At 44.5% G+C, this 25,803-nt stretch carries 21 protein-coding genes and 1 other RNA gene; 13 read left to right on the top strand and 9 right to left on the bottom strand.

What is annotated here, in order from left to right; translation table 11 throughout:
* Positions 1 to 106: 106 nt before the first annotated feature.
* Positions 107 to 474: a transfer-messenger RNA gene (ssrA, locus tag KJB35_RS08770) on the bottom strand.
* A gap of 66 nt (positions 475 to 540) precedes the next feature.
* Complete coding sequence (gene smpB, locus KJB35_RS08775) at positions 541 to 1,026, bottom strand: SsrA-binding protein SmpB (RefSeq protein WP_005381642.1); 486 nt, start codon at positions 1,024 to 1,026, stop codon at positions 541 to 543.
* A 118-nt stretch (positions 1,027 to 1,144) separates the two neighbouring features.
* Here smpB and KJB35_RS08780 point away from each other — a divergent pair, with 118 nt between their 5' ends.
* Both KJB35_RS08780 and KJB35_RS08785 read left to right on the top strand, forming a co-directional pair.
* On the top strand, positions 1,145 to 1,588 hold the full coding sequence (locus KJB35_RS08780) for an SRPBCC family protein (protein WP_005381641.1): 444 nt from the start codon (positions 1,145 to 1,147) through the stop codon (positions 1,586 to 1,588).
* The gene (locus tag KJB35_RS08785) at positions 1,578 to 1,937 is read left to right on the top strand and encodes an RnfH family protein (protein WP_005381640.1); all 360 of its coding nucleotides are present in this window, start codon (positions 1,578 to 1,580) and stop codon (positions 1,935 to 1,937) included. Before KJB35_RS08780 ends, KJB35_RS08785 begins: the two co-directional genes overlap by 11 nt.
* 101 nt (positions 1,938 to 2,038) lie before the next feature.
* Here KJB35_RS08785 and bamE read toward each other — a convergent pair whose 3' ends face one another.
* From bamE to nadK, 5 genes are all read right to left on the bottom strand, one after another.
* A complete protein-coding gene (bamE, locus tag KJB35_RS08790) occupies positions 2,039 to 2,398 on the bottom strand; it encodes an outer membrane protein assembly factor BamE (RefSeq protein ID WP_017820585.1) in 360 nt (119 codons plus the stop codon).
* Between the two features lie 242 nt (positions 2,399 to 2,640).
* A complete protein-coding gene (locus KJB35_RS08795) occupies positions 2,641 to 3,123 on the bottom strand; it encodes a GNAT family N-acetyltransferase (RefSeq protein ID WP_154204810.1) in 483 nt (160 codons plus the stop codon).
* Positions 3,124 to 3,144: 21 nt separating this feature from the next.
* Entirely contained in the window at positions 3,145 to 4,809 is a 1,665-nt protein-coding gene (gene recN / locus KJB35_RS08800; protein ID WP_005383750.1) for a DNA repair protein RecN, read from the bottom strand.
* 166 nt (positions 4,810 to 4,975) lie between these two features.
* A complete protein-coding gene (locus tag KJB35_RS08805; RefSeq protein ID WP_005383752.1) occupies positions 4,976 to 6,166 on the bottom strand; it encodes a DUF3103 domain-containing protein in 1,191 nt (396 codons plus the stop codon).
* Positions 6,167 to 6,431: 265 nt separating this feature from the next.
* A complete protein-coding gene (gene nadK, locus KJB35_RS08810) occupies positions 6,432 to 7,316 on the bottom strand; it encodes an NAD(+) kinase (protein ID WP_053302984.1) in 885 nt (294 codons plus the stop codon).
* A gap of 146 nt (positions 7,317 to 7,462) precedes the next feature.
* Here nadK and grpE point away from each other — a divergent pair, with 146 nt between their 5' ends.
* The 4 genes from grpE to dnaJ all read left to right on the top strand — a co-directional run bounded on the left by grpE (position 7,463) and on the right by dnaJ (position 13,365).
* The gene (gene grpE, locus KJB35_RS08815) at positions 7,463 to 8,059 is read left to right on the top strand and encodes a nucleotide exchange factor GrpE (RefSeq protein ID WP_021034134.1); all 597 of its coding nucleotides are present in this window, start codon (positions 7,463 to 7,465) and stop codon (positions 8,057 to 8,059) included.
* A 417-nt stretch (positions 8,060 to 8,476) separates the two neighbouring features.
* Positions 8,477 to 9,751, top strand: a complete 1,275-nt coding sequence (locus KJB35_RS08820) for a dicarboxylate/amino acid:cation symporter (RefSeq protein ID WP_053302985.1) — start codon at positions 8,477 to 8,479, stop codon at positions 9,749 to 9,751.
* Positions 9,752 to 10,098: 347 nt separating this feature from the next.
* Positions 10,099 to 12,012, top strand: a complete 1,914-nt coding sequence (gene dnaK, locus KJB35_RS08825) for a molecular chaperone DnaK (protein ID WP_005381623.1) — start codon at positions 10,099 to 10,101, stop codon at positions 12,010 to 12,012.
* 204 nt (positions 12,013 to 12,216) lie between these two features.
* The gene (dnaJ, locus tag KJB35_RS08830; RefSeq protein ID WP_005381620.1) at positions 12,217 to 13,365 is read left to right on the top strand and encodes a molecular chaperone DnaJ; all 1,149 of its coding nucleotides are present in this window, start codon (positions 12,217 to 12,219) and stop codon (positions 13,363 to 13,365) included.
* A 69-nt stretch (positions 13,366 to 13,434) separates the two neighbouring features.
* Here the strand turns inward: dnaJ and KJB35_RS08835 are convergent, their stop codons facing one another.
* The gene (locus tag KJB35_RS08835; protein ID WP_053302986.1) at positions 13,435 to 13,866 is read right to left on the bottom strand and encodes a type IV pilin protein; all 432 of its coding nucleotides are present in this window, start codon (positions 13,864 to 13,866) and stop codon (positions 13,435 to 13,437) included.
* Between the two features lie 103 nt (positions 13,867 to 13,969).
* Here KJB35_RS08835 and KJB35_RS08840 point away from each other — a divergent pair, with 103 nt between their 5' ends.
* The 6 genes from KJB35_RS08840 to tadA all read left to right on the top strand — a co-directional run bounded on the left by KJB35_RS08840 (position 13,970) and on the right by tadA (position 19,423).
* Positions 13,970 to 14,485, top strand: coding sequence for a GspH/FimT family pseudopilin (locus KJB35_RS08840; RefSeq protein ID WP_033905824.1), 516 nt, complete (start codon positions 13,970 to 13,972; stop codon positions 14,483 to 14,485).
* Positions 14,486 to 14,493: 8 nt separating this feature from the next.
* Entirely contained in the window at positions 14,494 to 15,120 is a 627-nt protein-coding gene (locus KJB35_RS08845; protein WP_213908021.1) for a PilW family protein, read from the top strand.
* Positions 15,120 to 16,415, top strand: coding sequence for a hypothetical protein (locus tag KJB35_RS08850; protein ID WP_213880545.1), 1,296 nt, complete (start codon positions 15,120 to 15,122; stop codon positions 16,413 to 16,415). The genes KJB35_RS08845 and KJB35_RS08850 overlap by 1 nt, the downstream gene beginning before the upstream one ends.
* Positions 16,405 to 16,815, top strand: coding sequence for a prepilin-type N-terminal cleavage/methylation domain-containing protein (locus KJB35_RS08855; protein WP_005381606.1), 411 nt, complete (start codon positions 16,405 to 16,407; stop codon positions 16,813 to 16,815). Before KJB35_RS08850 ends, KJB35_RS08855 begins: the two co-directional genes overlap by 11 nt.
* Before the next feature lie 288 nt (positions 16,816 to 17,103).
* Positions 17,104 to 18,663, top strand: a complete 1,560-nt coding sequence (locus KJB35_RS08860; RefSeq protein ID WP_017635695.1) for an AbgT family transporter — start codon at positions 17,104 to 17,106, stop codon at positions 18,661 to 18,663.
* Between the two features lie 211 nt (positions 18,664 to 18,874).
* Positions 18,875 to 19,423 carry a tRNA adenosine(34) deaminase TadA gene (gene tadA / locus KJB35_RS08865; RefSeq protein WP_025998702.1) on the top strand — a complete coding sequence of 183 codons (549 nt, stop codon included), beginning with the start codon at positions 18,875 to 18,877 and terminating at the stop codon, positions 19,421 to 19,423.
* Between the two features lie 588 nt (positions 19,424 to 20,011).
* Here tadA and mltF read toward each other — a convergent pair.
* The gene (gene mltF / locus KJB35_RS08870) at positions 20,012 to 21,589 is read right to left on the bottom strand and encodes a membrane-bound lytic murein transglycosylase MltF (protein WP_025998701.1); all 1,578 of its coding nucleotides are present in this window, start codon (positions 21,587 to 21,589) and stop codon (positions 20,012 to 20,014) included.
* A 299-nt stretch (positions 21,590 to 21,888) separates the two neighbouring features.
* Between mltF and purL the strand changes: the two genes are divergently transcribed.
* On the top strand, positions 21,889 to 25,782 hold the full coding sequence (gene purL / locus KJB35_RS08875; protein ID WP_285356682.1) for a phosphoribosylformylglycinamidine synthase: 3,894 nt from the start codon (positions 21,889 to 21,891) through the stop codon (positions 25,780 to 25,782).
* The last annotated feature ends 21 nt before the right edge of the window (positions 25,783 to 25,803 follow it).

The following is a 25,803-nucleotide window of genomic DNA, read 5'->3' on the forward strand; positions in this document are numbered from 1 at the left end:
GCGGTAATCCATGTAGTAAGATTTCAGAAAGCATGAATGTTTGAAAAAAGAGACTATTTTAGTTGATACAAAAAAGGCCACCCGAAGGTGGCCTTTTCCAAACGTTTGGTGGAGCTGGCGGGAGTTGAACCCGCGTCCGAAAACCGTTCATCATTGGTACTACATGCTTAGTCGATCTTTAATTTCGCCATCCACCTGCGAACCGACACGCTAATGAATGACTAGCCTGAATTAAAATTCGCCGTTCATCTCTCAGGCGGGAGAATCCGGGCTAGCGCGTTTGGGTTTGATCCCTCGTTATTCCCCGTCTTACGTGCGGAAGCTAGGGCGAGAGAGCTCTTAGCAGGTTATTAAGCTGCTAGTGCGTAGTTTTCGTCGTTTGCGACTATTTTTTTGCGGTTTGTTAACGAGGCCTACCGCACCTCGGCATGCACCTCAGACTTCTGAATTCCCGTCGAATCCTAAATCAGCCCCAGGTAATATTCGCATAGTAACAGAAAAGCATTGGCTGTCCAGTACTATGCGTTTAAGTGGTCAAGATTAACGCAGCGCGCTCTTCATTACGCGTGCTTTTTCTCTTGCCCAGTCTTTTTCTTTTAGATCCGTACGTTTATCGTGCAGCTTTTTACCTTTTGCTACGCCAATTTTTAGTTTCACCCAAGAGCGAGACCAGTACAGTGAGAGGGCCGTTAATGTCATACCTTCACGGTTTACACGTCCGAATAGGTTATCCAGCTCACGACGACTCATTAGTAGTTTACGCACACGTGTAGGGTTCGCCACAACGTGTGTCGATGCCTGATTTAAAGGAGTGATTGTCATGCCACTCACAAAGGCTTCACCGTCACGCATAAATACGTAACTTTCAGAAATATTGGCTTTACCTTGGCGAAGGGCTTTCACTTCCCAACCTTGGAGCTCCAAGCCAGCTTCGATTTCATCATCGATGAAATACTCGTGGCGAGCTTTTTTATTCAGCGCGATAGTATTGCTACCCGCTTTTTGTTTCGTTTTTTTCTTTGCCATAATAGCGACATTATACGGGTTGGATATCGGATAGGAAATCCTTTTATTTGCGCAATCGTGGAATAAAAGTAAAATTGGCAGGAGCTTTAAATCTGTACATGTATCGATAGGAGTATGTATGAAGCAAGTCAGCCGTTCTGCGCTTGTGTCTTTTAGTGCTGAACAGATGTTCAATCTGGTTAACGATGTTGCTAAATACCCTGAGTTTCTGCCTGGTTGCTCGGGCTCTAGAATCATTGAGTCTTCGGGTAATGGTATGGTGGCTTCTGTCGATGTGGCGAAGGCTGGTATCAGCAAAACGTTTACTACTTCAAATGAGCTGATCCCAGGCCAAGCAATTATGATGAACTTGGTGGATGGCCCGTTTAAGACGTTGCGTGGTGGTTGGATTTTTACCGCGCTAGATGAGCAAGCTTGCAAGGTTGAACTAAAGCTTGAGTTTGAATTCTCAAGTAAAATGATTGAGATGGCCTTCGGTAAGATTTTTAACGAGCTTACTAGTAATATGGTAAATGCATTTACTAAACGCGCAAAACAGGTCTACGAGTGTTATGAGTATTGAGTCAGATATGATTCACGTTGAGGTTGTCTATGCTCTTCCTCATGAACAGCGTGTATTTAACTTAGTGGTAAATAATCACGCAACGGTAGAAGAGATCATTCGACAATCCGGTGTATTGGAGTTGTACCCTGAAATTGATTTGTCCAAGAACAAAGTGGGTGTGTTTAGTCGTAACGTGAAGTTGGATGCGACCGTTCGAGATCGAGACCGAATAGAGATTTATCGTCCGTTACTCGCCGATCCGAAAGAGATTCGCCGTAAACGGGCGGAGCAGGCTAAAGCCGAGGGGAGTGCAGACCCAGTCACCGGTGGCAAGCCTAGTTCTGTACGTAAAAATAAGCAGGATTAATATAAACCCAATAGCTCATGTGAGTTACTCAAAGTTTGACTAACGTGATTTCTATATAATAAAAAACCTCCCAAACGGGAGGTTTTTTTGCAAAAGTCAGTTTACTGAATTTGCTCGTAAAATGCGTCACTTTTTGGAAAGTCACCACTGATGTCTGCGAGTGTGCCTTGGTCATTAAAGTTTACAATCAGATCTTTCTGTACTGGTTCGCCATGGCCAGGAGTATGATGATAGATGTAATACCAAGTGTTTGGATAGCCGTTTTCAATAAGCATTGGCGACCCTAATACGAAGCGAACCTGTGCTTTAGTCATCCCAAACTTTAATTTATCAACCGCACTTTGTTCTACATAGTTGCCTTGGTTGATATCAATACGATAAACCAGTCTTTCCAATACCGAACATCCTGTCAGCAATGTCATTGCTAATGGTACGGCAACTAACCACTTCTTTAATTGCATAATAATTTCTTAGTAACCTTTAAAATACTGCGCTGATAATAAACAAGCTCGACGCAGATGTAAAAAGCTATGCGTCGTATGGTAGACAATCTGACAACGAATTTTGAGTTGAGTTGCATTTATTCACCGATATTAGGCGGTAAATGTCACCACATGACGTATTAGTTAGGTGACGAAGAGCACATTTCAATCGGAGGTAGGGTGATGGACGCTTTCAGCGGTGAGCCAAGCCTAGTGACTCGTTAGTCGGTTTTGGCGAATTCGCGTAATGCATCACCTGAAAAACGATAATACTCTTTTTCATGAATTAGTGTTGCACCAATTGAGCGGTAAAACTGACCTGCGGTAGGGTTACTACTTTCAGCTGTCCAGTCCAACCTTTGGCATCCACACTTGATCGCCAAAGATGCCAGATACTTCATTAACTTGAGACCAACCCCTTTTCCTCGAACCTTCGAAGATACGAACAGATCTTTTAAGTACATCTGTCCTGAGAGTTTTGGGGCAGGGAGCATGACGGTATAAGATGCAAAGCCTACGACGTCATCATTATCGTAAACCGCAATGATATTAACACCAGAATGTTCAGAGAAGACTTGGCTCTTTAGATAATGGACCAGATCGTGTTTTGATGAAGCTTTTTCTTTGAAGTAGTAATGTTCTAACTCAATAAAAATAGGGATGAGATCTAAGCAGTTGGTTTTGTGTATTGCTCTGATATCCATATCTCATCCCTTGTCGATTTATTAAGCGGCGATAAGCAGTTCTTTTGCGTTTGCCAACGTTGAGTCGGTTATTTGACTACCACCAAGTAAGCGAGCTAATTCTGCCACACGTTGTTGTTCATCTAATGCGTGCATTTGGGTTTCGGTTTGGCCTGCTTTGGTTTGCTTAGCAACAAACATTTGTTGATGGCCGCATCCGGCAACTTGAGGGAGGTGAGTGACACACAATACTTGAGTAGATTCGCCAAGCTTGCGTAGCATTTTGCCCACTACGGCAGCTGTTGGGCCACTAATACCTACGTCCACTTCATCGAAGATTAAACTTGGTGTATCTACTTTCTGAGCGGTGATCACTTGGATAGCTAGAGAGATACGTGATAGCTCACCGCCTGACGCAACTTTTGCTATAGGTTGCAATGGTTGTCCCGGGTTGGTCGATACTAAGAAGCACACGCTGTCCATGCCAAGCGGCGATGGGTGCGTGTTGTCATTGCTAACTTCGATACTGAATACTGCTTTCTCCATGCTCAATTCGTGCATGCTTTGTGTGATCAGTTTGTTCAGTTCTTTTGCGTAACGGCTGCGTGATTTGTGCAGTTTTTCTGCTTGTGTTAGAAAGCTTTGGTACTTGTGTTCTACTTCTTGAGCAAGTTCATCTAAACGTTCATCGGAGCAATCTAACGCTTCTACTTGGGCCAGAAGATCTTGATGATGCTGGTAGAGTTCTTCTGGCATTACGTGGTGTTTACGAGCTACAGACATCACTTTAGAAAAACGTTCTTCTACATAAGCCATACGAGCTGGATCAACATCGATGCCATCTAAGTAGCTGCGTAATTCATTCTTCGTTTCTTCAAGTTGAATCATCGCTTCTGACAGCATGTTAGGTAGCTCAGATAGCTTTTCATCTAATTCGGCTAATTGAATTAGGGAGTGATTGGCCGATTGCAAAATACCAAGCGCATTGACTTCTTCACCTTCGTAAATAAGTTCGATGGCTTGCTGACAGGTAGTGGCGAGTTCACCACTGTTGGATAGTCGTTTATGCTCTTGCTCGAGCTCTGCAAATTCTTCTTCACCTAGCGATAACTCATTCAGTTCTTTGATTTGGTATTCAAGCAACTGTTTTTGCGCCTGGTTTTGCTGGCTATTTTCTTTTAGCTGCTTGAGGTTATTATCCGCCTGACGCCAATGCTGGTAAGCACTTCGTGTGCTTTTTAGTAGGTTTAAATGCCCAGCATATTGGTCGAGCATGGCCATTTGGTGCTCACTTTTCATCAATTGATGATGAGCGTGCTGCCCATGGATATTGATAAGTAGCTGCCCTAGAGATTTGAGTTGTGATAGTGGAACAGGGCTGCCATTAATGAAGGCTCTTGAGCGGCCTTCTTTTGTGATAATACGACGCAAAATACACTCACTGCCATCTAGCAGATCGTTATCTTCTAACCAACGTGTTGCATGTAAGTTGTTGTCCAATAAAAAAGCGGCGCTAACTTCGGTTTTCTCTTCACCTTGTCGCACCATGCCGGCATCGGCTCGTCCGCCTAAGCAGAGCCCTAAAGCATCGATAGCAATGGATTTACCCGCGCCTGTTTCACCTGTAATGGTGGTCATGCCCTTAGAAAGCTCGAGTTGTAAAGACTTAACAATCGCAAAATTATTAACACTTAGATGAGCCAGCATTTTATTTACCTGTATAACCGAACAATACTGTATAAGAGAACAGTATATACTGTTTCTTTATACAGTAAAGTCAGGTGAGGAAAATTTTCTTTGTAGGCTGTTTTTTTGTGATGAAGTGGGAAAAATGAGCCGATGTGATTACAACGACTCATTAAAATTGAACAGGTTACGGACGAGTTGGGTTAATCGTTAGTGGTTCTAGTGTGACGACTGCATTCACACCTGCACCTGGGTGATCTACGTATGAAGTATCTTGCATTAGAGTGTAGTAAACGTCGACGAAGTCATCATCATTCGTGAGTACACCATCGGGGATAGTGTCGATGATCTTGTTCGTGATTTGCGGAATAATCGCGTAAGCCTGAACTTCTGGATCTGGAATCGCTTTCAATACTTCTTCGGCAACTTGAACAAGGAGTTTTGCCAATTGTTTATAGTCTGTGCCGTCATCTTGCTCCATGAGCACAATGTCTGCCGCACCCCAGCGGTAACGAGACCAGTGAATAATGATCTGATTTGGATAGTAATCTTGGTTATCGTAGTCTAAGTATGGAAGCTCCACCAAATCGAGAGTAGGTTCATCACGACTTGGATTGACGCCCGTTACGATAGCGTAGATTTCTGCCTTGCCAGAGATCCAAGGTTCTTTGTCATCGGCTAGACGGATCTTTTTCAACTGCGTGGTTTGAATTGGAGCCGCTTCGCCCACTGCGCTACTTGACAATAACGGTGTATTTTGGCGTTGTTCATCAGCAATATATGGTTGAACTAAAGCTGGTTGACCGAGTTTTTTCATCTCAGCTTGCATAGCTTGCAAGCCTGCTTTTAGCTCTGCAGAGCTATTGTTATCAACGACAAGTACAGGTACCTCAGGGAGCTGGTAAACATCGAGTTGATGGATGTTGCCATAAACATCAAATGCTTCGATGTATTGCCAATTCTCATCATCACCACTTGGTTCAAACGCAAATAATGGCTCGACCTCGCCACTTTGCCATGCTGTTATCATGGCTTCATTTGCCAAGCGAACTTCTAACAACTGATCTGAGTATTCAGAAATACCTTTCCAGCTACGAATTTGAGTGTCAGCTTGTACAAGCTGGCGGCTGAACTCTGAGTTAGGGTTTTGCTTAACAAATGCTGATACAGACACGTTAGTCTGTTGCGGAGTAATATCTCTTCTCAACATGGGTTCAATGGCAGCATAGTTCTCACTCAATTGTTGAGCTAGGGCACGCTTCGTCTTAGTGATATCTTCCGCTTTTGCGTTGGATACACTGTTGACTTGCGTTTCCTCTGATTGACAGCCAATAAGTGCTAATGTACTGAGAACAGACAGAATGATGGTTTTCTTCATAATATGTCCTTTATTGATTGTATGAAATAGAGTTAATACTCTATTCATGGTGAGAATATCACCGGACATAGATCATTGAATTTGCTTTTCTATCTTTTGTGTAAAGTTTGCCCACAGGATCAAAATTTATAAGCTTCTCTTTAATGATGACAAATATCGTGTCGCCTCACTACTTTGTGTCTATTTCTTGTCTAAGAAAGCCAAAAGCCAGTAGCAATTGAGCTGCTGGCTTTTTTATTGAAGTTATTACCCTGAGTAACAAGTGTTAGAACAATTTACTAGACCAGCCAAGCTTATTCCGTAAGACGTGATAGTAGCTGTAGTCTTTTGGATGGATGAGCTTTAGTACATTTGGACTTTGATAGATGTGAATTTCGTCGCCAGGGGTAACTGGAAGTGAGACTTGTCCATCACAGCTAACTTCTTGTGTTCCACGGTTTTCTGGTGATACCACCAATTTAATTCGACGTTTTCCATCAACCACCAAAGGTCGACTCGACAATGTATGAGGGAACATTGGCACGAGTGAAATGGCATTCAAGCTAGGAGAAAGAATTGGGCCGCCGCCAGAAAGTGAATATGCCGTCGAGCCAGTCGGAGTGGAGACAATCAAACCGTCGGCCCGTAAAGAGAAGGCGAAGCTTTCATCAATATACACTTCAAATTCAATCATATGAGCAATTTGCCCTGGGTGAAGTACGGCTTCGTTTAGCGCAGCGTTATGGCTCTTTATTTGTCCGTGGCGGTGTACTTCCGCCTCTAAAAGAAAACGCTCCTCTTCAATGTACTCACCGTCGAGTACCGCTTGCAGAGACGCTTGGAAGTCGTCTGGGTTCAAGTCAGTTAAGAAGCCCAAATTTCCGCGGTTCACGCCTATAACTGGTACATCAAATCGGGATAAAATTCTTGCTGCACCTAGCATGTTGCCATCGCCACCAACCACAATGGCTAGATCGGCATTTTTTCCTAGTTCAACTAAGCTAGCAAACTGACTCTGTGGGATATCATCCAGTATTGCGGCAAGGCGATCGTCAATGAATACTTTATAGTCCTCAGAGGTCAACCATTGGTACAACTCTTTATGAGTTTGAATTGCTTGTTGATCTCTTGGTTTTCCGATAATCGCGATCACGTTACATGGATTTTTCATAGCATTTCCGCATTAAAGAGGCTTGAATCAGGAATCTTCATCCCCATAATAATGGCAAGTCACCTAAATATGCGAATTTTTATGTGGTTAAAGCCCGCAAAAACGCGCATGGCTTTAAGGGCATTATGTTGAATTCTGGAGATATCATGAGCAACGAAGAAAACAAAGTTACAGAAGAAGAGCTTGATCAAATCATCGAAGAGGCTGAAAAAGTAGAAGCTGAAGCGCAAGAAGTTGAAGCTGAGCTTGAAGAGCTTGGTGATGAGACAGACGCTAAGATTGCTCAACTAGAAGCGGCACTATTGTCTAGCGAGGCAAAAGTAAAAGAGCAACAAGATGCGGTGTTGCGTTCTAAAGCTGAAGTAGAAAACATGCGTCGTCGCACTGAGCAAGAGATCGATAAAGCACGTAAGTTTGCGTTGAACAAGTTTGCAGAAGAGCTGCTTCCTGTTATTGATAACCTAGAGCGTGCAATTCAAGCGGCAGATACAGAGAATGAAACTGTGAAGCCGTTCCTAGAAGGCGTTGAACTAACACATAAAACGTTTGTAGACGTTGTCGCGAAATTTGGCTTGAAAGCAATCAACCCTGAAGGTGAAGCATTCAATCCAGAGTTCCATCAAGCGATGTCGATTCAGGAGAGCCCTGATCATGAATCAAACACTGTTATGTTTGTTATGCAAAAAGGTTACGAACTAAACGGCCGTGTGATTCGTCCGGCAATGGTAATGGTTGCTAAGTAACTTTAACTACCTGTTTTTTAAATATAAAAGCGCCCATCATTTTTGATGGGCGCTTTTTTGTTTTAAACATAAATGACTGCATCGAACTTCGTTGTATATCGATAAATGAAAATTTGATCCCCTTCATATTTTTTCCTATTGGTTAATTATTTTCCTATAGGAGATTTTCTCTCATCTCGCTGCGTGTTTATTAACGGAAAGGGCTATAAGTGGTTGTAATCATTCGCTGTGTGAATGTTTGTTCTGCATAGGAATGTAAATATAGTCATTTTTTCCAAAACAATTTCGTTAACAAAAATGTAAATTATCACTTTATTTTGTAACTTCGGTGTGTATGATTTGCGACTAATGCTTTAAAAGTAAGCATATATAACTACAAAAATGTAAATAGTAAACACAACATATCGGAGATTTATAATGGATAAATCGCTTTCTAGTAAGATTTTTATAGGCTTGTTTGCCGGCCTTGTGCTGGGGACTGCAATTCAGTACTTATTTAGCGGTATTGCGATTTTTGATACATACCTACTTGGAGCAGCAGAAGGTGTTGGCGGCATGTTCGTCTCACTGATCAAATTGCTTGTTGTTCCTTTAGTTTACGTTTCAATCGTATGCGGCATTGTTGACTTGAAAGACATCAGTGCATTTGGTCGTCTTGGTGGAAAAACTTTTACCCTTTACATTCTTAACACCATCATTGCGATTACGGCGGCTTTGACTGTCGGCTTGATCTTCCAGCCAGGAGCGGGCGCTAATCTAGCAGGAACGGTATCTGAGGCTGTACAGTTGACAACGACAGATACGCCGGACATTTTCTCTTTAGTTGTTAACATTGTTCCTAGCAACCCTGTGCAAGCGTTTGCTAGCGGCGACATGCTGCAAATCATCTTTATGGCAATTTTGACGGGGCTTGCAATTCAAGCTTTGGATTCTCGTGGTGGCCCAGCTATTCGCACATTCAAAATGGCAAATGAAATCATGATGAAATTGGTTGGATTAGTGATGAGTCTTGCACCATATGGTGTGTTCGCACTAATGATTCAACTAGGTGCAACGCTAAACGCCAATACATTAATGTCCGTTGCCGGTTACGTGGCTTTGGTGGTTGCGATGTTGGTGTTCTGGATCTTCTTCTTCTACCCAATGGCAGTGAGTATTGCGACAGGAACTTCTCCAAAGACTTTCCTACGTGCAACTCGTGAGCAGATTCTTTTCTCTCTATCTACCGCGAGCTCAAACGCGACTATCCCGGTAACGATGCGCACACTGACAGAAAAGCTTCAGGTCTCTAAATCGGTTGCTGGCTTCGGTGTACCACTGGGCGCAACGATGAATATGTCTGGTGTGTCTATCTATATTGCTCTAGCAACGATGTTTGTTGCGAACGCTTTTGGCCAGCCTATTAACACCGCAGACATCTTCACACTTGGCTTAACTATTCTTCTGTTATCTATTGGTGCTGGCGGCGTTCCTGGTGGCGGCGTGGTAATGGTAGGCGTTTTGCTTCACCAGCTGGGTTTACCACCTGAAGGTTTAGCAATCATTGCAGCGGTCGACCGTATCAATGATATGTTCTGTACATCATCTAACGTTGTCGGCGATACGGCAGTGAACACCATTGTTGCAAAAACAGAAGGTGAGATAGGTAAAGAAGAAGGTGTTGATGCTGAGCCGGCTCAAGCGAACGCCTAATACCTTGAATAATTTATTTTAACCCTAATATTGAAGCGAGCTCTTATGAGCTCGTTTTTTATTTAGGAAGAGTCGGGCATAAATAAATTTATCTGGGAAATGACGTTTTGTTGCGCTACAGCAGTGTGACGAGTTCCCAACTAATCAGAAAGAAACACATAAATTTCGAAAAAAGACGCTTTTTTTTAATTCTGCCCTTGAAAAGCATTTTGCCGCCCTTATCTATGTGGCATAGAGAAGCAAACATTGATTATTTTTGTTTGTGAGCAAGGGTTGAAACCCGATTCTCCTCCCCCCACATTGGGGTTATAACCAAACGAAAATAGAATTTATTCGGAGATAGCCAGATGGGTAAAATCATTGGTATTGACTTAGGTACTACTAACTCATGTGTTGCTGTATTAGACGGCGACAAACCACGTGTAATTGAAAACGCAGAGGGCGAACGTACTACTGCATCGGTTATTGCTTACACTGACGGTGAGACGCTAGTAGGTCAACCAGCGAAACGTCAAGCAGTAACTAACCCAGAAAACACGCTATTTGCAATTAAGCGTCTAATCGGTCGTCGTTTTGAAGACGAAGAAGTTCAGCGTGACATCGAAATCATGCCTTACAAAATCGTTAAGGCTGACAACGGTGATGCTTGGGTAGAAGCGAAAGGCCAAAAAATGGCAGCTCCTCAGGTTTCTGCTGAAGTTCTTAAGAAAATGAAGAAAACTGCTGAAGACTTCCTTGGTGAGGAAGTAACTGGCGCAGTTATCACAGTACCTGCTTACTTTAACGATGCTCAGCGTCAAGCGACAAAAGATGCTGGCCGTATCGCAGGTCTAGAAGTTAAACGTATCATCAACGAACCAACAGCAGCTGCGCTAGCTTACGGTCTTGATAAGAAGGGCGGCGATCGCACTATCGCGGTATACGACCTTGGTGGTGGTACATTCGATATTTCAATCATCGAAATTGATGAAGTTGAAGGCGAGAAAACATTCGAAGTTCTAGCAACTAACGGTGATACTCACCTAGGTGGTGAAGACTTTGATAACCGTCTAATCAACTACTTGGTTGATGAGTTCAACAAAGAGCAAGGCATCAACCTTAAGAACGACCCACTAGCAATGCAGCGTGTTAAAGAAGCAGCAGAGAAAGCGAAAATCGAGCTTTCTTCTACTTCTCAAACAGACGTAAACCTACCTTACGTTACTGCAGATGCAACTGGTCCTAAGCACATGAACATTAAAGTGACTCGTGCAAAACTAGAATCTCTAGTTGAAGACCTAGTACAACGCTCTCTTGAGCCATTAAAAGTAGCTCTAGCTGACGCTGACCTATCAGTAAACGACATCACTGACGTAATCCTAGTTGGTGGTCAGACTCGTATGCCAATGGTTCAAGCGAAAGTTGCTGAGTTCTTTGGTAAAGAAGCGCGCCGTGACGTAAACCCTGACGAAGCAGTAGCAATGGGTGCTGCAGTTCAAGGTGGTGTACTTGCTGGTGACGTTAAAGACGTACTACTACTAGACGTAACTCCACTGTCTTTAGGTATCGAGACAATGGGTGGCGTGATGACTAAGTTAGTTGAGAAGAACACAACTATCCCAACTAAAGCGAACCAAGTTTTCTCTACAGCGGAAGACAACCAGAGCGCGGTAACTATCCACGTTCTACAAGGTGAGCGTAAGCAAGCGATGTACAACAAGTCTCTAGGCCAATTTAACCTAGAAGGCATCCAGCCTGCACCACGTGGTATGCCACAAATCGAGGTTACTTTTGACCTCGATGCGGATGGTATCCTACACGTGTCTGCGAAAGACAAGCAGACTGGTAAAGAGCAGAAGATCACTATCCAAGCTTCTGGCGGTCTAAGCGATGAAGACATCGAGAAAATGGTTCAAGAAGCAGAAGCTAACAAAGAAGCGGACAAGAAGTTCGAAGAGCTAGCGACTGCACGTAACCAAGCTGACCAAATGATTCACGGTACTCGTAAGCAAGTAGAAGAAGCTGGTGAAGCGCTACCTGCAGAAGAGAAAGAGAAGATTGAAGCAGCAATTTCTGAGCTAGAAACAGCACGTAAAGGTGAAGACAAAGAAGCTATCGATGCTAAAGTTCAAGCACTAATGACTGCTTCTCAAAAGCTGATGGAAATCGCTCAACAACAAGCTCAAGCGCAGCAAGCACAAGGTGCTGACGCAGGTGCACAGTCTAAAGAAGACGACGTTGTAGATGCTGAGTTCGAAGAAGTTAAAGACGACAAGAAATAATATTTCTTAACCAGATGGCTGCATAGCCATCTGGGGTCGATAAGACTTCGTGTGCGGGCGTTTGGGGCAACTCTTACGCCCGTCTGTTTGTAAACGCTGTCTTTCTAGTTAAGTATGTTGCAGACAAGTGCACTTACCTAGAACGATACAAACACCAAGCGGTGAATCGATGCCGTTTGTAGTAATTAACTGGTGACGAAGAACATGTCAAAACGTGATTTTTACGAAGTATTAGGCGTAAGCCGTGATGCCTCAGAGCGCGATATCAAAAAGGCGTATAAGCGTCTAGCGATGAAATTCCACCCAGACCGAAACCAGGGTGATGATTCTGCGGCGGACAAGTTTAAAGAAGTAAAAGAAGCGTACGAAGTTCTGACCGACCCTCAAAAGAAAGCGGCGTACGACCAATACGGTCATGCTGCTTTTGAACAAGGCGGCGGTGGTTTCGGTGGCGGCGGCTTTGGCGGCGGCGGTGCTGATTTCGGCGACATCTTTGGCGATGTATTCGGTGACATCTTTGGTGGTGGTCGTCGTGGCGGTGGTGGCCACCGTGCCCAGCGAGGTGCTGACCTACGTTACAACATGGAATTAACGCTAGAAGAAGCAGTTCGTGGTGTAACGAAAGAGATCGAAGTACCGACACTAGTACACTGTGATACCTGTGATGGTAGTGGCGCGAAGAAAGGTTCATCTGCTGAAACATGTGGTACCTGTCATGGTCATGGTCAAGTACAGATGCGACAAGGCTTCTTCGCAGTGCAACAAACCTGTCCTACCTGTCACGGTAAAGGTAAAATCATTAAAGACCCTTGTAATGAGTGTCATGGTCAAGGTCGTAAGCAGAAAACAAAAACACTTAACGTTAAGATCCCAGCAGGTGTTGATACTGGCGACCGTATTCGTCTATCTGGCGAAGGTGAAGCGGGAGAAATGGGGGCGCCTGCTGGCGACTTGTATGTACAAGTGCACGTGAAAGAGCACCATATCTTCGAGCGTGATGGCAACAACCTATACTGTGAAGTGCCAGTAAGCTTTGCGATGGCGGCTCTAGGTGGTGAAGTTGAAGTGCCAACTCTAGATGGTCGCGTAAGCCTAAAAGTACCTTCAGAAACGCAAACAGGTCGTATGTTCCGCATGCGTGGTAAAGGTGTGAAAGGCGTTCGCGGTGGCGGTGTTGGTGATCTTATTGTGAAGTTGGTTGTTGAAACACCAGTAAACCTAAGCTCACGCCAAAAAGAACTGCTCAAAGAGTTTGAAGAGTCTTGTGGTGGTGAAGCGGCGACAAAGCACAAGCCTAAATCAGAAGGCTTTTTCAACGGTGTGAAAAAGTTCTTTGATGATTTAACCAGCTAAGACGTTAGTGAAAAGCACAAATACAAAGGCCTGCTAAAATGCAGGCCTTTTTGCATCTCGGTGTTCTTGCTAGTTCCAGCAATCACTTGGTTCTTCGACATTTGTTGACGTTAAAGTAATCGTTTTAGAACCAGTCAAGCACTCGTCGTCGTCTTGTCCAAGAGGTGATTTTGCTGTTGCTGTAATGGTATAGGCCGTACTTGCAGAGCTAGCAATATCGAAAGAAAATCTATTTTTGTCTGAGTCACATAGAGTGCATGTTCCTCCAGAGAGAATATGACTCCAGTCGTACCCACCATCATAAGATGTCTCTAGCTCTAGCTGAATTCGACTAAGATCGCTCAAGGCAACCGTCCTATGAGACTTGATTACATGATTAGTGTAAGAAGGGTAGGCGATCGCAGCAATGATCCCGACAATCACGACAGCTATCAGTAATTCGATCAATGTCATCCCTCTCAATCCTTTTTTGTAGCCGTTACAACGAGAAATTCGAATCATCACGAGTAGTTTCCTTTTCACTTTTCCGCCTATTTTTGGCAGGTGATAGCATCTGTGCAAGATGAATTACGGCCCTTTTGCCGTTTACATAGGAATTTGGGAAATGCCTCGCGGGTTTACGTTGTTGGAGCTTCTTATTACTGTTGCTGTACTGAGTGCTTTATTGGCTACAGCTGCACCATCTTTCAAGAATGTCTTTGAAACCAACAAAATGCAGCGCTTAGCTAATGAATTGCATGGCTTTGTTATTGAAGGCAAGTCTGAAGCAGTATTACGGCGTGAAAGACTTTGGGCACACATCATCATGTCTGGGAGCTCATCCAGTGACGGAAACTGGCGTATTGATTTGACAGATAACGGAGCTGAGGGAGCTGGGACTGTGTTGTTCTCTTTATCCGGTAAGCCGTATTACGGTATTGTCGTTACCCCGAGCTATGCTTCCGATCAAATCAGCTTCGACGATGTCCATGGTCGACCATCATCAGGAAACTTGAAGTTTCATCCTGTTGGTGAATCATCAAAAGCCTTAAAACTCATTTCTCATACTTTATCAGCCCGCGTAAGAGTATGTAGTGATAACAGCGGCACAGAATATTACGGTTATTCAACTTGCTCTTAAGGATGGCTATGTTTAAACAAAAAGGGGCGAGCCTTATTGAGTTTATGATCGCATCTGTGCTTGGGCTTATTTCTCTTGCGACAGTGGGGTCAATCTATGTGAGTGGTCAACGAGTGATAATGGAGCGTTCGAAAGAGTTAATGTTGTTACAGAATTCTGAAAGTGTCGTGCAGATGCTCAAGAGCGACATTCAGCGTGCTGGTTTTGACGGTAACAATGGTCATTCTATAAAAATATCGGGCTCAGCGAACACAATTTACACTCTTGATGATGTTGATAGAGGGCTAATTGCTTACGCCTATTACATAGGTGTTTCTGGCTCTGCTCCTTTATATAAAAACGTGGCTTATGAGCAACGAGTTAATACGCTAGAGTCGCTATTTGTGTGTGAAAAAAAGCAAATAACGATATGGGATGTTAATGACGTGGTCAACCTTGCAGGCACAGGCTCATGTAACACTCTCTTTGATAAAAAAGTTATTCACGTTAATCGATTTGACCTGACTAGTGATTTGCTAGAAAGCACTGATGCAAAAAGTGCACTGGTGACCATTACATTGGGAACCGAATTGAAAGACGTGACAGATATTCGCACGCAGCAGTCGTTTACTGCGATGCAAAGGAACTGGCAGTAATGAAGAAACAACAAGGTGCAGCTGCGTTATTAGTTGTGGGTGTATTGCTAGTTGCGGCATTAATGATGTCGCTTGGTAGCTACAAGTCTCTTTTTTATCAGATCAAGCGTGCCAACAATCAAATTGAAGCACGACAAGAACATTGGCTTGCAGAAGGGGGATTGGAGTGTTTCTATTCTTTAGTTCAAAGTACCGGTGATATTTCTTCTGCAACTTCACTAATTTCAAGCCGATGTGAAACACCTTTAGGTTTACATCAATTAGCATTGGAACCCGACAACAAGCTGTTAAGCAAACCAGCTCCAAACTCCAGCCGGACCGTTGAAAAACAACTTGTCCTTTCAAGAGGAAGAGCGTCCGGAGCACTAAAAAGTAGTACAGATTTATACGTTAATGGTAGCTCCGCATTTTCAACACCAGATCCTGGCGAATTTGTAGGAAGTGGGTGGGAGTGTGTTGCTATTCGCTATAAGAATGCATTTCACTCACGTGCTGGAGCGACAAACCAAGGGGTTATACATGGTTCTGCCCCTTATGCTGATTTTGTTCACAACAATATAGATTGTAAATCGGAACATATGAGTGTGACCTCTTCTGACTCAGATTACGGAGAGGACTTTATTCAAGATGCAGACCTAGAGCCATTTTACGACATTTTTAGAGAGCAACGCAGTGACTGGAACTCGGTGAAATCAGGCTGGGGGTTTACTACGATTGATTACGACGACTCAACTAACCAAGTCGTTACTGATTGTGGAAAGAAAGTTGGGGAGCAAATTTCAGCAGGGAAAACTCATATTTGGGTTACGGGGTCCTGTGAGTTTACTTCCTCTAAAAAGAATAGCTCTGGAGAGTATGAGAATGATTCTGATGGGATACTAATCAAAGGAGGCATTGATTATCTTAATGAAGCTTTTGCCGCTACTGGAGAAGCTCCAATATTACTTGTGGTTCAAGATGGTATTTTTGCTGTACATGGTTCAATGACATTCCCTGGTATGCTCTATCAACTTACGACTAATTCACTTACAGATTTAGATACACATTGGAACTTGTTCGAGGCCAAAGATCATTTTGGGGATGCGGCTAACTTTCCCACGCTTGCTCCAGATAAAGTCGTTTACCTGCAGCGTGGCTCATTTAGTTTTTCGGGGGGACAAGTCTTAGATAGTCCAGGTTACAGTGCTTATTTTGTTAACTCTCTAAATTTTGCTTACAACCGAGATAACATCGATGAGGTCGTTGATCCGATTATTAATTTCCGCTGGAAAAAAGGCTCCTGGAATGATCTCTAAACAAAAAGGTTTTAACCTTCTTGAAGTTCTAATTTCTTTTCTACTTATCGGTGTTGGGGCACTAGGTTTAACTAAGCTAAACGTGTATTTAGAACGCGAATCCGAATATGCCATAAAAAGTATTGAAGCACTTCGTCTAGCAGAAAACCAGCTCGAATGGTTCCGGACGCGTGGTGCTTCTGCGGCGATGTCTACCATCACACCTGCAAATTTTGCTTCTATTGCAACAGGCTCTTCTGTTACTGGATCTTATGTCGTCGAGTGGGAAGTTCCAGCTGCCACGGTTTCAGGAACACTGAAAACTATCACCATTACCTCTAGCTGGAAGGATAGAATCGGCGAGACGCGATCAGTTCAGCTTAAAACGATGATCTCACAATACAGTGAATTCGAAAACTAAGTTCAATTGCATACATAGGCTGAGACAAATGCGGATGTAATTCTTGTTTAATACCGAATTGGTCACGGTTAATAAATGGTTTTTGAACTGTTAATTGAGTTGATGTGCTACTGTTTTTATTATGTTTAATTGAAGTGGTGTTTTTGCAAAATATATCTCCAATTATGAAAAAAAATCTAGAACCTTGTGCTTTCTCCATTAGTGTTTACTAGAATACTCGTTGGATAGTAGGCCGTTATAATTATTCAAATAGGCCTTGGCACCAACATCATTCACTATGGAGTTACCATGAGTAACCAAGCTGTAAATAAAGCACCATCATCGAAGCCGAGCGGGATGGAGCGCTTTTTAAACTTTATCGAGAGGACAGGTAACAAAATCCCTGATCCTGCGATTTTGTTCTTCTGGGCATTGATCATTACTTGGGCGGCGTCAGCACTTTTGTCGAATGTATCATTCGATCTTCCAAACCCTCGAACGGGCGAAGCTCTTACTATCACCAACTTACTTACGGGCGAAGCGCTAGCAAGTTTCCTTGCTAACATGGTGACGACGTTTACTGGCTTTGCGCCACTGGGTATCGTACTTGTCGCAATGCTAGGTGTGGGTGTTGCAGATTCTTCGGGCTTTATTACGACGGGTCTTAAGAAGATGCTGAACTTCACGCCAGCTAAGCTTCTTACTCCAATGCTGATTTTGGTTGCTATTGTGTCGCATACTGCGGCAGATGCAGGCTATGTTCTGGTTATTCCTCTTGGCGGTATTATCTTCCATGCGGCAGGTCGTCACCCTTTAGCAGGTATTGCGGCAGCATTTGCAGGTGTATCTGGTGGCTTCTCTGCAAACTTTATCCCTTCAGGTATCGATCCGCTATTGGCTGGCTTTACGCAAACTGCGGCGCAGGTTCTTGATCCTGAATATGTGGTTAACCCATTAGCGAACATCTTCTTCACTGGCCTATCCTCTATCATTATTGTGGGGATTGGTTGGTACGTGACAGAGAAAATCATCGAGCCTCGTTTATCAAAAATGCCAATTGATGATGATGCGGAAACCGCGCCAAACCTAGGTTCATTTACTGAACTGGAATCAAAAGCATTCCGTTATGCAGGTTGGGCAATGATGGCGGGTATTGCTTTACTTGTTGCAGCGTTAATTCCAGAAACATCAGCACTTCGCTCGCCTGAAGGTGAAATTACTGCCTTCTCAGCACCGATAATGAAGTCTATCGTGCCGTTGATCTTTATTCTGTTTATCATTCCTGGTTACGTTTACGGTAAAGTGTCTGGAACGTTCAAGACCAGCAACGACATTATCAAAGCGATGGCTGATACTATGTCAACCATGGGCGCATACATTGTTATGTCGTTCTTCTGTGCTCAGTTCCTATCTGCATTTGCTCAGTCAAACATCGGTACGATGCTAGCGTTGTATGGCGCAGAAGGCTTAAAAGCGATGAACCTACCAGGTGAAGTGACCATCATCGGTATGATCCTTCTAACCGCGTCTGTAAACCTACTTATTGGTTCGGCATCGGCAAAATGGGCTTTAATTGGTCCAATCTTAGTGCCAATGCTAATGGCGGTTGGTATCTCGCCTGAGCTGTCTCAAGCGGCTTACCGTGTGGGTGACTCTGTATCGAACATCATTTCGCCTCTAATGGTATTTTTCCCTCTTGTAGTGGTTTACTGTCAGCGTTATGTGAAGTCGGCTGGTATCGGTACGCTTGCGTCACTAATGATGCCATTCTCGATCGCAATGCTGATCGGTTGGTCTATCTTCCTAGTTGCTTATTGGATGGTAGGTATCCCGCTAGGCATTCAAGCTCCTTACACTTACACAATGTAAAAACGTTTAGGGTGTGAAAGCCGCTAATTGGCAGCCAAAAAGCGCAGGTCTTCGATCTGCGCTTTTTTGTTCTCGTAAAACGAACATCGATAGGTCTTGTAACTAGTTTTTTGGAGTTGCAGACTTTGTCCCGTGATGTGTCGCTGTAGTGAAGCCGAAGTTGGTGATAAAATTCCCGACTTCAATCATTTTTGTTTCTTTGGAGCCTCCTTTGTCTAACCATCCGTTTACCCCTCAAGATGAATTGTTTATGCGCAGAGCGATGGAGCTTGCTGAGCAAGCAGAAGCTGAGGGGGAAGTACCTGTTGGCGCAGTGCTTGTCAAAGATGGTGAAATTATCGCTGAGGGGTGGAATCGCTCTATTGGTACTAATGACGCTACCGCACATGCTGAGATCCAAACGCTGCGTAAAGCAGGCCAAAAGCTAGAAAATTACCGCCTTCTGGATACGACGTTATATGTAACACTTGAGCCATGCCCAATGTGTGCCGGAGCCTTATTGCATAGCCGCGTTAAGCGGGTTGTTTTTGGAGCGCCAGATTTAAAAGCTGGAGCTGCAGGAACAGTGCTTAATTTGTTTGAAAGCCAAGCCGCTTACCATTACGCCTTAGTTGAAAAGGGGCTGCTAGAAGATGAGTGCCGCACTCAGCTACAAGCGTTTTTTAAGCGTCGCCGAAAGGAAATTAAAGCGAAGAAGCAAGCACAAAAAGCATTAGAAAATCGAGAGAGCGAGCAAGGTAGTGGGAGTAGTGAGGGCTAGCAAACACCTACAACGTGGTAGATGTTTGTTTGGACGCACTAGTGATTGACTAAATGTACAAAAACACGATTACGTGAACTTACTTTCTTTTTCATACATGTCAGTTTACGTTTACGTCGGATAGCAGCTACTGTGTTATTTAAACGCTTTGACTGCACTCTACGTCTTCTCATATTCAAAACCTCCTGCAGACAAGACTTATACCAGTAAAGCGCGGCTCATCGATGCTTGGCAATAGGCTCGATAATCGCACTAAACATTGTATGGTTTAAACGTTCTTCATTTGACTTCTGCATTGCACAGAGCCAGCAAACAATTTCAATACGATGCTTAATAATAGGAGTGACGTTATTTCGGCAGAGTGTAGCCGAAAGCGCCGCTTCATCAAGTGAGCTAAACCATGTGGTTGTAAAGTAATCTGTTACAAAGCAATCAGTTTTACTAACGATGAAGAAAAGGCGACCAACCAAAGGAATGGTTGAGTGTGGTTGGTGTCACTCAGAATATTGGAGTCTAGATAAGTTTTCGTTAGGACTCAACAAAAATGACGAGCTTCATAGGCTCGTCATTTTCTAGTTTACCGCGGGTTTATTCTTCAATGCTTTCTTGTTCGGTGTCTTCTTCAACCGTGACGTCAGAAGCGCCAGAGACTTGTTCTACGACGGTCTCTACTGCGCCCGATATCAAAATGTCGGGGTTGAGCGGCGGAATCACTTGCAAGTCATCGCTATTCTCATCAATCGCTGGCTGTTGGCTGACATGACCAATGATGGATTGGTAGTAACGTCGAATATTTTCTACGTAATTACGCGCTTCATCGCCTCTGGCGTACCCATAGCGAGTTTGGCTGTAATAGCGCTTCTGACGCAGTAAAGGCAGCCTATCTTTTACATCGGCCCAAGCGTTCGGATCGCCACCTTGTGCTTTGGTGAGTCGTCGTGCGTCCATCATGTGGCCGTAACCAATATTGTATGAAGCTAACGCAAACCATATTTTTTCATGCTCGTTGATGCTATCAGGCACGCGACCTACAATGCGACGTAAGTACTCGACACCACCACGAACAGATTGCTCAGGGTCTAAACGGTTTGTTACCCCGACGCTTTTCGCTGTTGGCAGAGTAAGCATCATCATCCCCCTAACACCCGTTGGCGATTTTGCTGTTGGTTTCCAATGTGACTCTTGATAAGCCAATGCTGCAATTAATCGCCAGTCGAACTCTTCGCTGTATTTTTGGAATAAAGGTGCCCATTTAGGCAATTTGTCATCCAGAGCTCGAATGAATGCGCGAGTATCAACGTAGTCAAATGCTTCAATATGACCAATGTACTTTTCTTCGAGGGTGGACAGTTCTCCTGATTGTTTGATGTTACCGAAAAACTCTATCAGCATTGCATACAAGCTTTCGTCTTCAGAACGTCGAGTAAACCAAGACACAGGTTGATCTTCTGTAAGTTCGAACGCGAGCGCAAGATCGGGGTAAAGGCGTTGAGCTAGGGAAAGTTCCACCGAATCAGTCACAGTAAAACGTAACTCACCCTTCGATACGTATTTGAGTAAGTCTCTCGTGTCAGCATCACCAACAATTTCAAACTGAAGTTCTGGATACTGCTTCTTTAACGCTGTTAGGGTCGGAACATATTGCGATTGTTCAACGATCTTTAATGTTTGAGCGCCTGCATTTGTATCTTCGTCGGACTCGTCGTCTTTCGAGGCTTGGTATTCAATGAGTTGTTCGATATCACGTGGTCGAAGTTGCCCTTTTTTATATACCACTTGTTGGCTTACATAATAATAGGCAGGGCCTGGTCTAAATCGTTTGACTGCTTGTGACGTTTGATTTAAACCCGTAGCGATGATATCGATATCTCCTTTCTTAAGAGCAGGAAAAAGCTCAGCTTGGCGAAAGGCTGGTTTAATCTCGAGTTTGACGCCGAGCTGCTCCGCAAACTGACGCGCCAATTCGTAATCCAACCCTGCGGGACCATCGGGACCTATGTAGTAGGAAAGCTGATTGTTTAGCGTGCCAACACGAAGCACACCACGTTCTTGAATTTTTTCAAATTCACTTTTGGGCTCCGACTCAATCTGGCAAGCAGAGAGTAAAAGAACAGAAACTAAAATTAGAGCACTGCGCTTGAGCCGGTTGAAGTGACTTATTTGCATTGATAGGTACATCTTGGAAAATTTCTATTTGCCTTTATATCAAAGCGAGCTCATGGGGCAAAGTGAATCACACACTTATAACGTGACATTGTGTGTTTTATCGACATTTTAGTTGTAATTCAAATTTGACAAAAAAAATGACGCAAACGGTTGCTTTTGGTGTTACATCACAAAAACAATTACTATATAATGCGCTCGCAATGACGAGGTGGAATCGGCATAGGTTCGACAGGGCTTATTTTAAGTGTCTGAATTTATTCCAATATCACCTTAATCAATTGCATAAGAGACCTAAGCACATGAGAATTTTGCGTGGCTCCCCAGCTCTTTCTGAGTTTCGTGTTAATAAACTACTGGAACTTTGTCGTGAACAAGATCTGCCTGTAACTGGCATTTATGCCGAGTTTATGCACTTTGCCGATCTAAAGTCAGACCTTGATGACCAAGAGTTAGAAAAACTTGAAAAGTTACTAACTTACGGCCCAACCATCGAAGAGCATGAGCCTGAAGGTCTTCTACTTCTTGTCACGCCTCGTCCTGGCACTATCTCGCCTTGGTCTTCTAAATCTACCGATATCGCTGTTAACTGTGGTCTGGAGAAAGTGAAACGTCTAGAGCGTGGTACGGCTTATTATGTCGAATCTTCAGTTGTTCTATCAGAAGCTCAAGCTGACGCTGTTAAAGCGTTAATTCACGACCGCATGATGGAAACAGTATTCACAGCATTTGAAGCCGCATCAGCATTATTTACTGTTGCAGAGCCTAAGCCTGTCGCACATGTTGATATCTTAGCTGGCGGTCGTCTTGCGCTTGAAGAGGCAAACGTTTCCCTTGGCTTGGCACTCGCAGAAGATGAAATTGATTACTTGGTAGAGAACTTTACTAAGCTTGGGCGTAACCCAAACGACATTGAATTGATGATGTTTGCTCAGGCGAACTCAGAGCATTGTCGCCACAAAATTTTTAACGCAGATTGGACTATCGACGGGGTAGAACAACCTAAGTCTTTGTTCAAAATGATCAAAAACACTTTTGAAACGACACCTGACTATGTGCTGTCTGCATACAAAGACAACGCAGCCGTTATGACAGGTTCTAAAGCGGGGCGTTTCTTCCCTGACCCTAAATCCCGTCAATACACGTACCACCATGAAGATACGCACATCTTGATGAAGGTAGAAACGCACAACCACCCAACGGCAATCTCTCCGTGGCCGGGCGCATCGACTGGCTCAGGCGGTGAAATCCGTGACGAAGGCGCGACGGGTATCGGCGGTAAGCCAAAAGCGGGTTTGGTTGGTTTTACAACCTCTAACTTACGTATTCCTGGTTTTGAACAGCCATGGGAAACCGACTTCGGCAAGCCGGGTCGTATTGTAAATGCGTTAGACATCATGCTTGAAGGTCCTCTAGGAGGCGCGGCATTCAACAACGAATTTGGTCGTCCAAATCTATTGGGTTACTTCCGTACTTACGAAGAAAAAGTCACTTCTCATGCGGGTGAAGAAATTCGTGGTTACCACAAACCAATCATGATTGCTGGTGGTATGGGTAACATCCGAGATGAACACGTACAGAAGAAAGAGATTCCAGTGGGTGCGAGCCTAATCGTACTTGGTGGTCCGGCAATGAACATCGGTCTTGGTGGTGGCGCGGCGTCCTCAATGGCATCTGGTCAGTCAGCAGAAGATCTGGACTTCGCTTCAGTACAGCGTGAAAACCCAGAGATGGAACGTCGCTGTCAGGAAGTGATCGACCGTTGTTGGCAGTTAGGCGACGACAACCCAATCGCATTTATCCACGATGTGGGTGCAGGCGGTATCTCTAACGCATTGCCTGAACTTGTCGACGACGGTGAGCGTGGCGGTAAGTTCCAATTACGCGATGTACCAAACGATGAGCCGGGCATGAGCCCACTGGAAATCTGGTGTAACGAATCACAGGAACGTTACGTTCTAGCGGTAGCGCCAGAAAACATGGAAGCATTCGACGCCATCTGTAAGCGTGAACGCGCACCGTATGCAGTGGTGGGTGTGGCGACAGAAGAGCGTCATCTAACGCTAGAAGATTCTCACTTCGACAATACGCCAATCGATATGCCAATGGATATCCTGCTTGGTAAGCCACCGAAGATGCACCGCGACGCAACCACACTAAAAGTGGAAAGCCCTGCCATTGTTCGTGATGGTATTGAGCTTAATGAAGCGGTGGATCGCGTACTTCGTCTTCCTGCTGTTGCAGAAAAAACATTCCTAATTACTATCGGTGACCGAACAGTAACGGGTCTGGTTGCTCGTGATCAAATGGTTGGTCCTTGGCAGGTACCAGTAGCAAACTGCGCAGTAACAGCGGCAAGCTACGACACTTACCATGGCGAAGCAATGTCGATGGGTGAGCGCACGCCAGTGGCATTACTAGACTTTGGTGCATCGGCTCGCCTAGCCGTTGGTGAGTCACTAACGAACATTGCGGCAACAGACATCGGTGATATTAAACACATTAAACTGTCTGCGAACTGGATGTCTCCAGCGGGTCACCCAGGTGAAGATGCGGGTCTTTACGAAGCAGTGAAAGCGGTTGGTGAAGAATTGTGTCCTGCGTTAGGTTTGACTATCCCAGTTGGTAAAGACTCCATGTCGATGAAAACCAAGTGGGAAGAAAACGGCGAGAGCAAAGAAGTCACTTCTCCACTGTCGCTAGTTATCACGGCATTTGGTCGTGTGGAAGACGTACGTAAGACCGTGACTCCACAACTACGCACTGACAAAGGAGATACCTCTCTAGTTCTTGTTGACTTGGGTAACGGAAAAAACCGCTTAGGTGCGACAGCATTGGCACAAGTATACAAACAGCTGGGTGACAAACCTGCTGACGTAGATAATGCAGAGCAGCTAAAAGGCTTCTTTGATGCAATGCAAGCGTTAGTACGTGATGACAAGCTAGTGGCTTACCACGATAAAGGCGACGGCGGTCTTTTTGTTACACTGGCTGAGATGGCGTTCGCGGGTCACTGTGGCGTAAAAGCGAACATCGCAGAGCTGGGTGACGATGCGCTAGCCGTTCTATTTAACGAAGAGCTAGGTGCGGTTGTTCAAGTTAAGAATGATGATCTAGATTCAGTTCTATCTACTCTGGCGGCAAACGGCTTAGAGGCATGCTCACATGTGATTGGTTCTGTTGAAGCTTCAGACGACTTTGTTATCACTTCTGGTGATGCAGTTGTGCTTGAACGTTCACGTACCGAACTACGCGTTATCTGGGCTGAAACAACGCATAAGATGCAAAGTCTACGTGATAACCCAGCGTGTGCAGACCAAGAGCACGAAGCTAAGAAAGACAACTCTGACCCGGGTCTAAACGTTAAGCTCAGCTTCGACGTAAATGAAGACGTTGCAGCACCGTACATTGCGAAAGGTGCTAAACCTAAGATGGCAATCCTACGTGAGCAGGGCGTTAACTCCCACGTCGAAATGGCAGCAGCGTTTGACAGAGCAGGCTTTGAAGCAACCGACATCCATATGAGCGATATCCTAACGGGCCAAGCGGTACTGGATGAATACCATGGCCTAGTAGCTTGTGGTGGCTTCTCTTACGGCGACGTATTAGGTGCGGGTGAAGGTTGGGCTAAGTCTATCCTGTTTAACGCACAAGCTCGTGAACAGTTCCAAGCCTTCTTCAACCGTGAAGAGACGTTCTCTTTAGGTGTATGTAACGGTTGTCAGATGCTATCAAACCTGAAAGAGCTGATCCCAGGTGCGGACTTGTGGCCACGTTTTGTGCGCAACGAATCTGAGCGTTTTGAAGCGCGCTTTAGTCTAGTTGAAGTTCAGAAATCTGACTCTGTATTCTTCGACGGAATGGCTGGTTCGCGCATGCCAATCGCGGTTTCCCACGGTGAAGGGCGTGTAGAAGTACGTGATGCAGAGCACCTAGCAGCGATTGAAGCATCAGGTACGGTTGCGGCTCGTTACGTGGATAACCTCGGTAACCCAACACAACAATACCCGAACAACCCGAATGGTTCGCCAAACGCGATTACCGGTTTAACAACAGCAGACGGTCGCGTAACTATCATGATGCCTCACCCAGAGCGCGTATTCCGCACAGTTGCAAATTCTTGGGCTCCGGAAGGTTGGGGTGAAAATGGCGCTTGGATGCGTATGTTCCAAAATGCCCGTAAGAATATCGGTTAATTAACCAAAAGTTAATCTAGC

It is taken from the genome of Vibrio sp. D431a (assembly GCF_030248655.1).
In the GTDB taxonomy this organism is placed as follows: domain Bacteria; phylum Pseudomonadota; class Gammaproteobacteria; order Enterobacterales; family Vibrionaceae; genus Vibrio; species Vibrio alginolyticus.

Coding starts and splice junctions, on each gene's coding strand:
- dnaK (WP_005381623.1), top strand. CDS start 10,099: ATGGGTAAAATCATTGGTATTGACTTAGGTACTACTAACTCATGTGTT.
- KJB35_RS08795 (WP_154204810.1), bottom strand. CDS start 3,123: ATGGATATCAGAGCAATACACAAAACCAACTGCTTAGATCTCATCCCT.
- KJB35_RS08835 (WP_053302986.1), bottom strand. CDS start 13,866: ATGATTCGAATTTCTCGTTGTAACGGCTACAAAAAAGGATTGAGAGGG.
- KJB35_RS08845 (WP_213908021.1), top strand. CDS start 14,494: ATGTTTAAACAAAAAGGGGCGAGCCTTATTGAGTTTATGATCGCATCT.
- grpE (WP_021034134.1), top strand. CDS start 7,463: ATGAGCAACGAAGAAAACAAAGTTACAGAAGAAGAGCTTGATCAAATC.
- KJB35_RS08840 (WP_033905824.1), top strand. CDS start 13,970: ATGCCTCGCGGGTTTACGTTGTTGGAGCTTCTTATTACTGTTGCTGTA.
- KJB35_RS08850 (WP_213880545.1), top strand. CDS start 15,120: ATGAAGAAACAACAAGGTGCAGCTGCGTTATTAGTTGTGGGTGTATTG.
- smpB (WP_005381642.1), bottom strand. CDS start 1,026: ATGGCAAAGAAAAAAACGAAACAAAAAGCGGGTAGCAATACTATCGCG.
- KJB35_RS08860 (WP_017635695.1), top strand. CDS start 17,104: ATGAGTAACCAAGCTGTAAATAAAGCACCATCATCGAAGCCGAGCGGG.
- bamE (WP_017820585.1), bottom strand. CDS start 2,398: ATGCAATTAAAGAAGTGGTTAGTTGCCGTACCATTAGCAATGACATTG.
- mltF (WP_025998701.1), bottom strand. CDS start 21,589: ATGCAAATAAGTCACTTCAACCGGCTCAAGCGCAGTGCTCTAATTTTA.
- KJB35_RS08820 (WP_053302985.1), top strand. CDS start 8,477: ATGGATAAATCGCTTTCTAGTAAGATTTTTATAGGCTTGTTTGCCGGC.
- nadK (WP_053302984.1), bottom strand. CDS start 7,316: ATGAAAAATCCATGTAACGTGATCGCGATTATCGGAAAACCAAGAGAT.
- purL (WP_285356682.1), top strand. CDS start 21,889: ATGAGAATTTTGCGTGGCTCCCCAGCTCTTTCTGAGTTTCGTGTTAAT.
- KJB35_RS08805 (WP_005383752.1), bottom strand. CDS start 6,166: ATGAAGAAAACCATCATTCTGTCTGTTCTCAGTACATTAGCACTTATT.
- KJB35_RS08785 (WP_005381640.1), top strand. CDS start 1,578: ATGAGTATTGAGTCAGATATGATTCACGTTGAGGTTGTCTATGCTCTT.
- KJB35_RS08855 (WP_005381606.1), top strand. CDS start 16,405: ATGATCTCTAAACAAAAAGGTTTTAACCTTCTTGAAGTTCTAATTTCT.
- KJB35_RS08780 (WP_005381641.1), top strand. CDS start 1,145: ATGAAGCAAGTCAGCCGTTCTGCGCTTGTGTCTTTTAGTGCTGAACAG.
- dnaJ (WP_005381620.1), top strand. CDS start 12,217: ATGTCAAAACGTGATTTTTACGAAGTATTAGGCGTAAGCCGTGATGCC.
- recN (WP_005383750.1), bottom strand. CDS start 4,809: ATGCTGGCTCATCTAAGTGTTAATAATTTTGCGATTGTTAAGTCTTTA.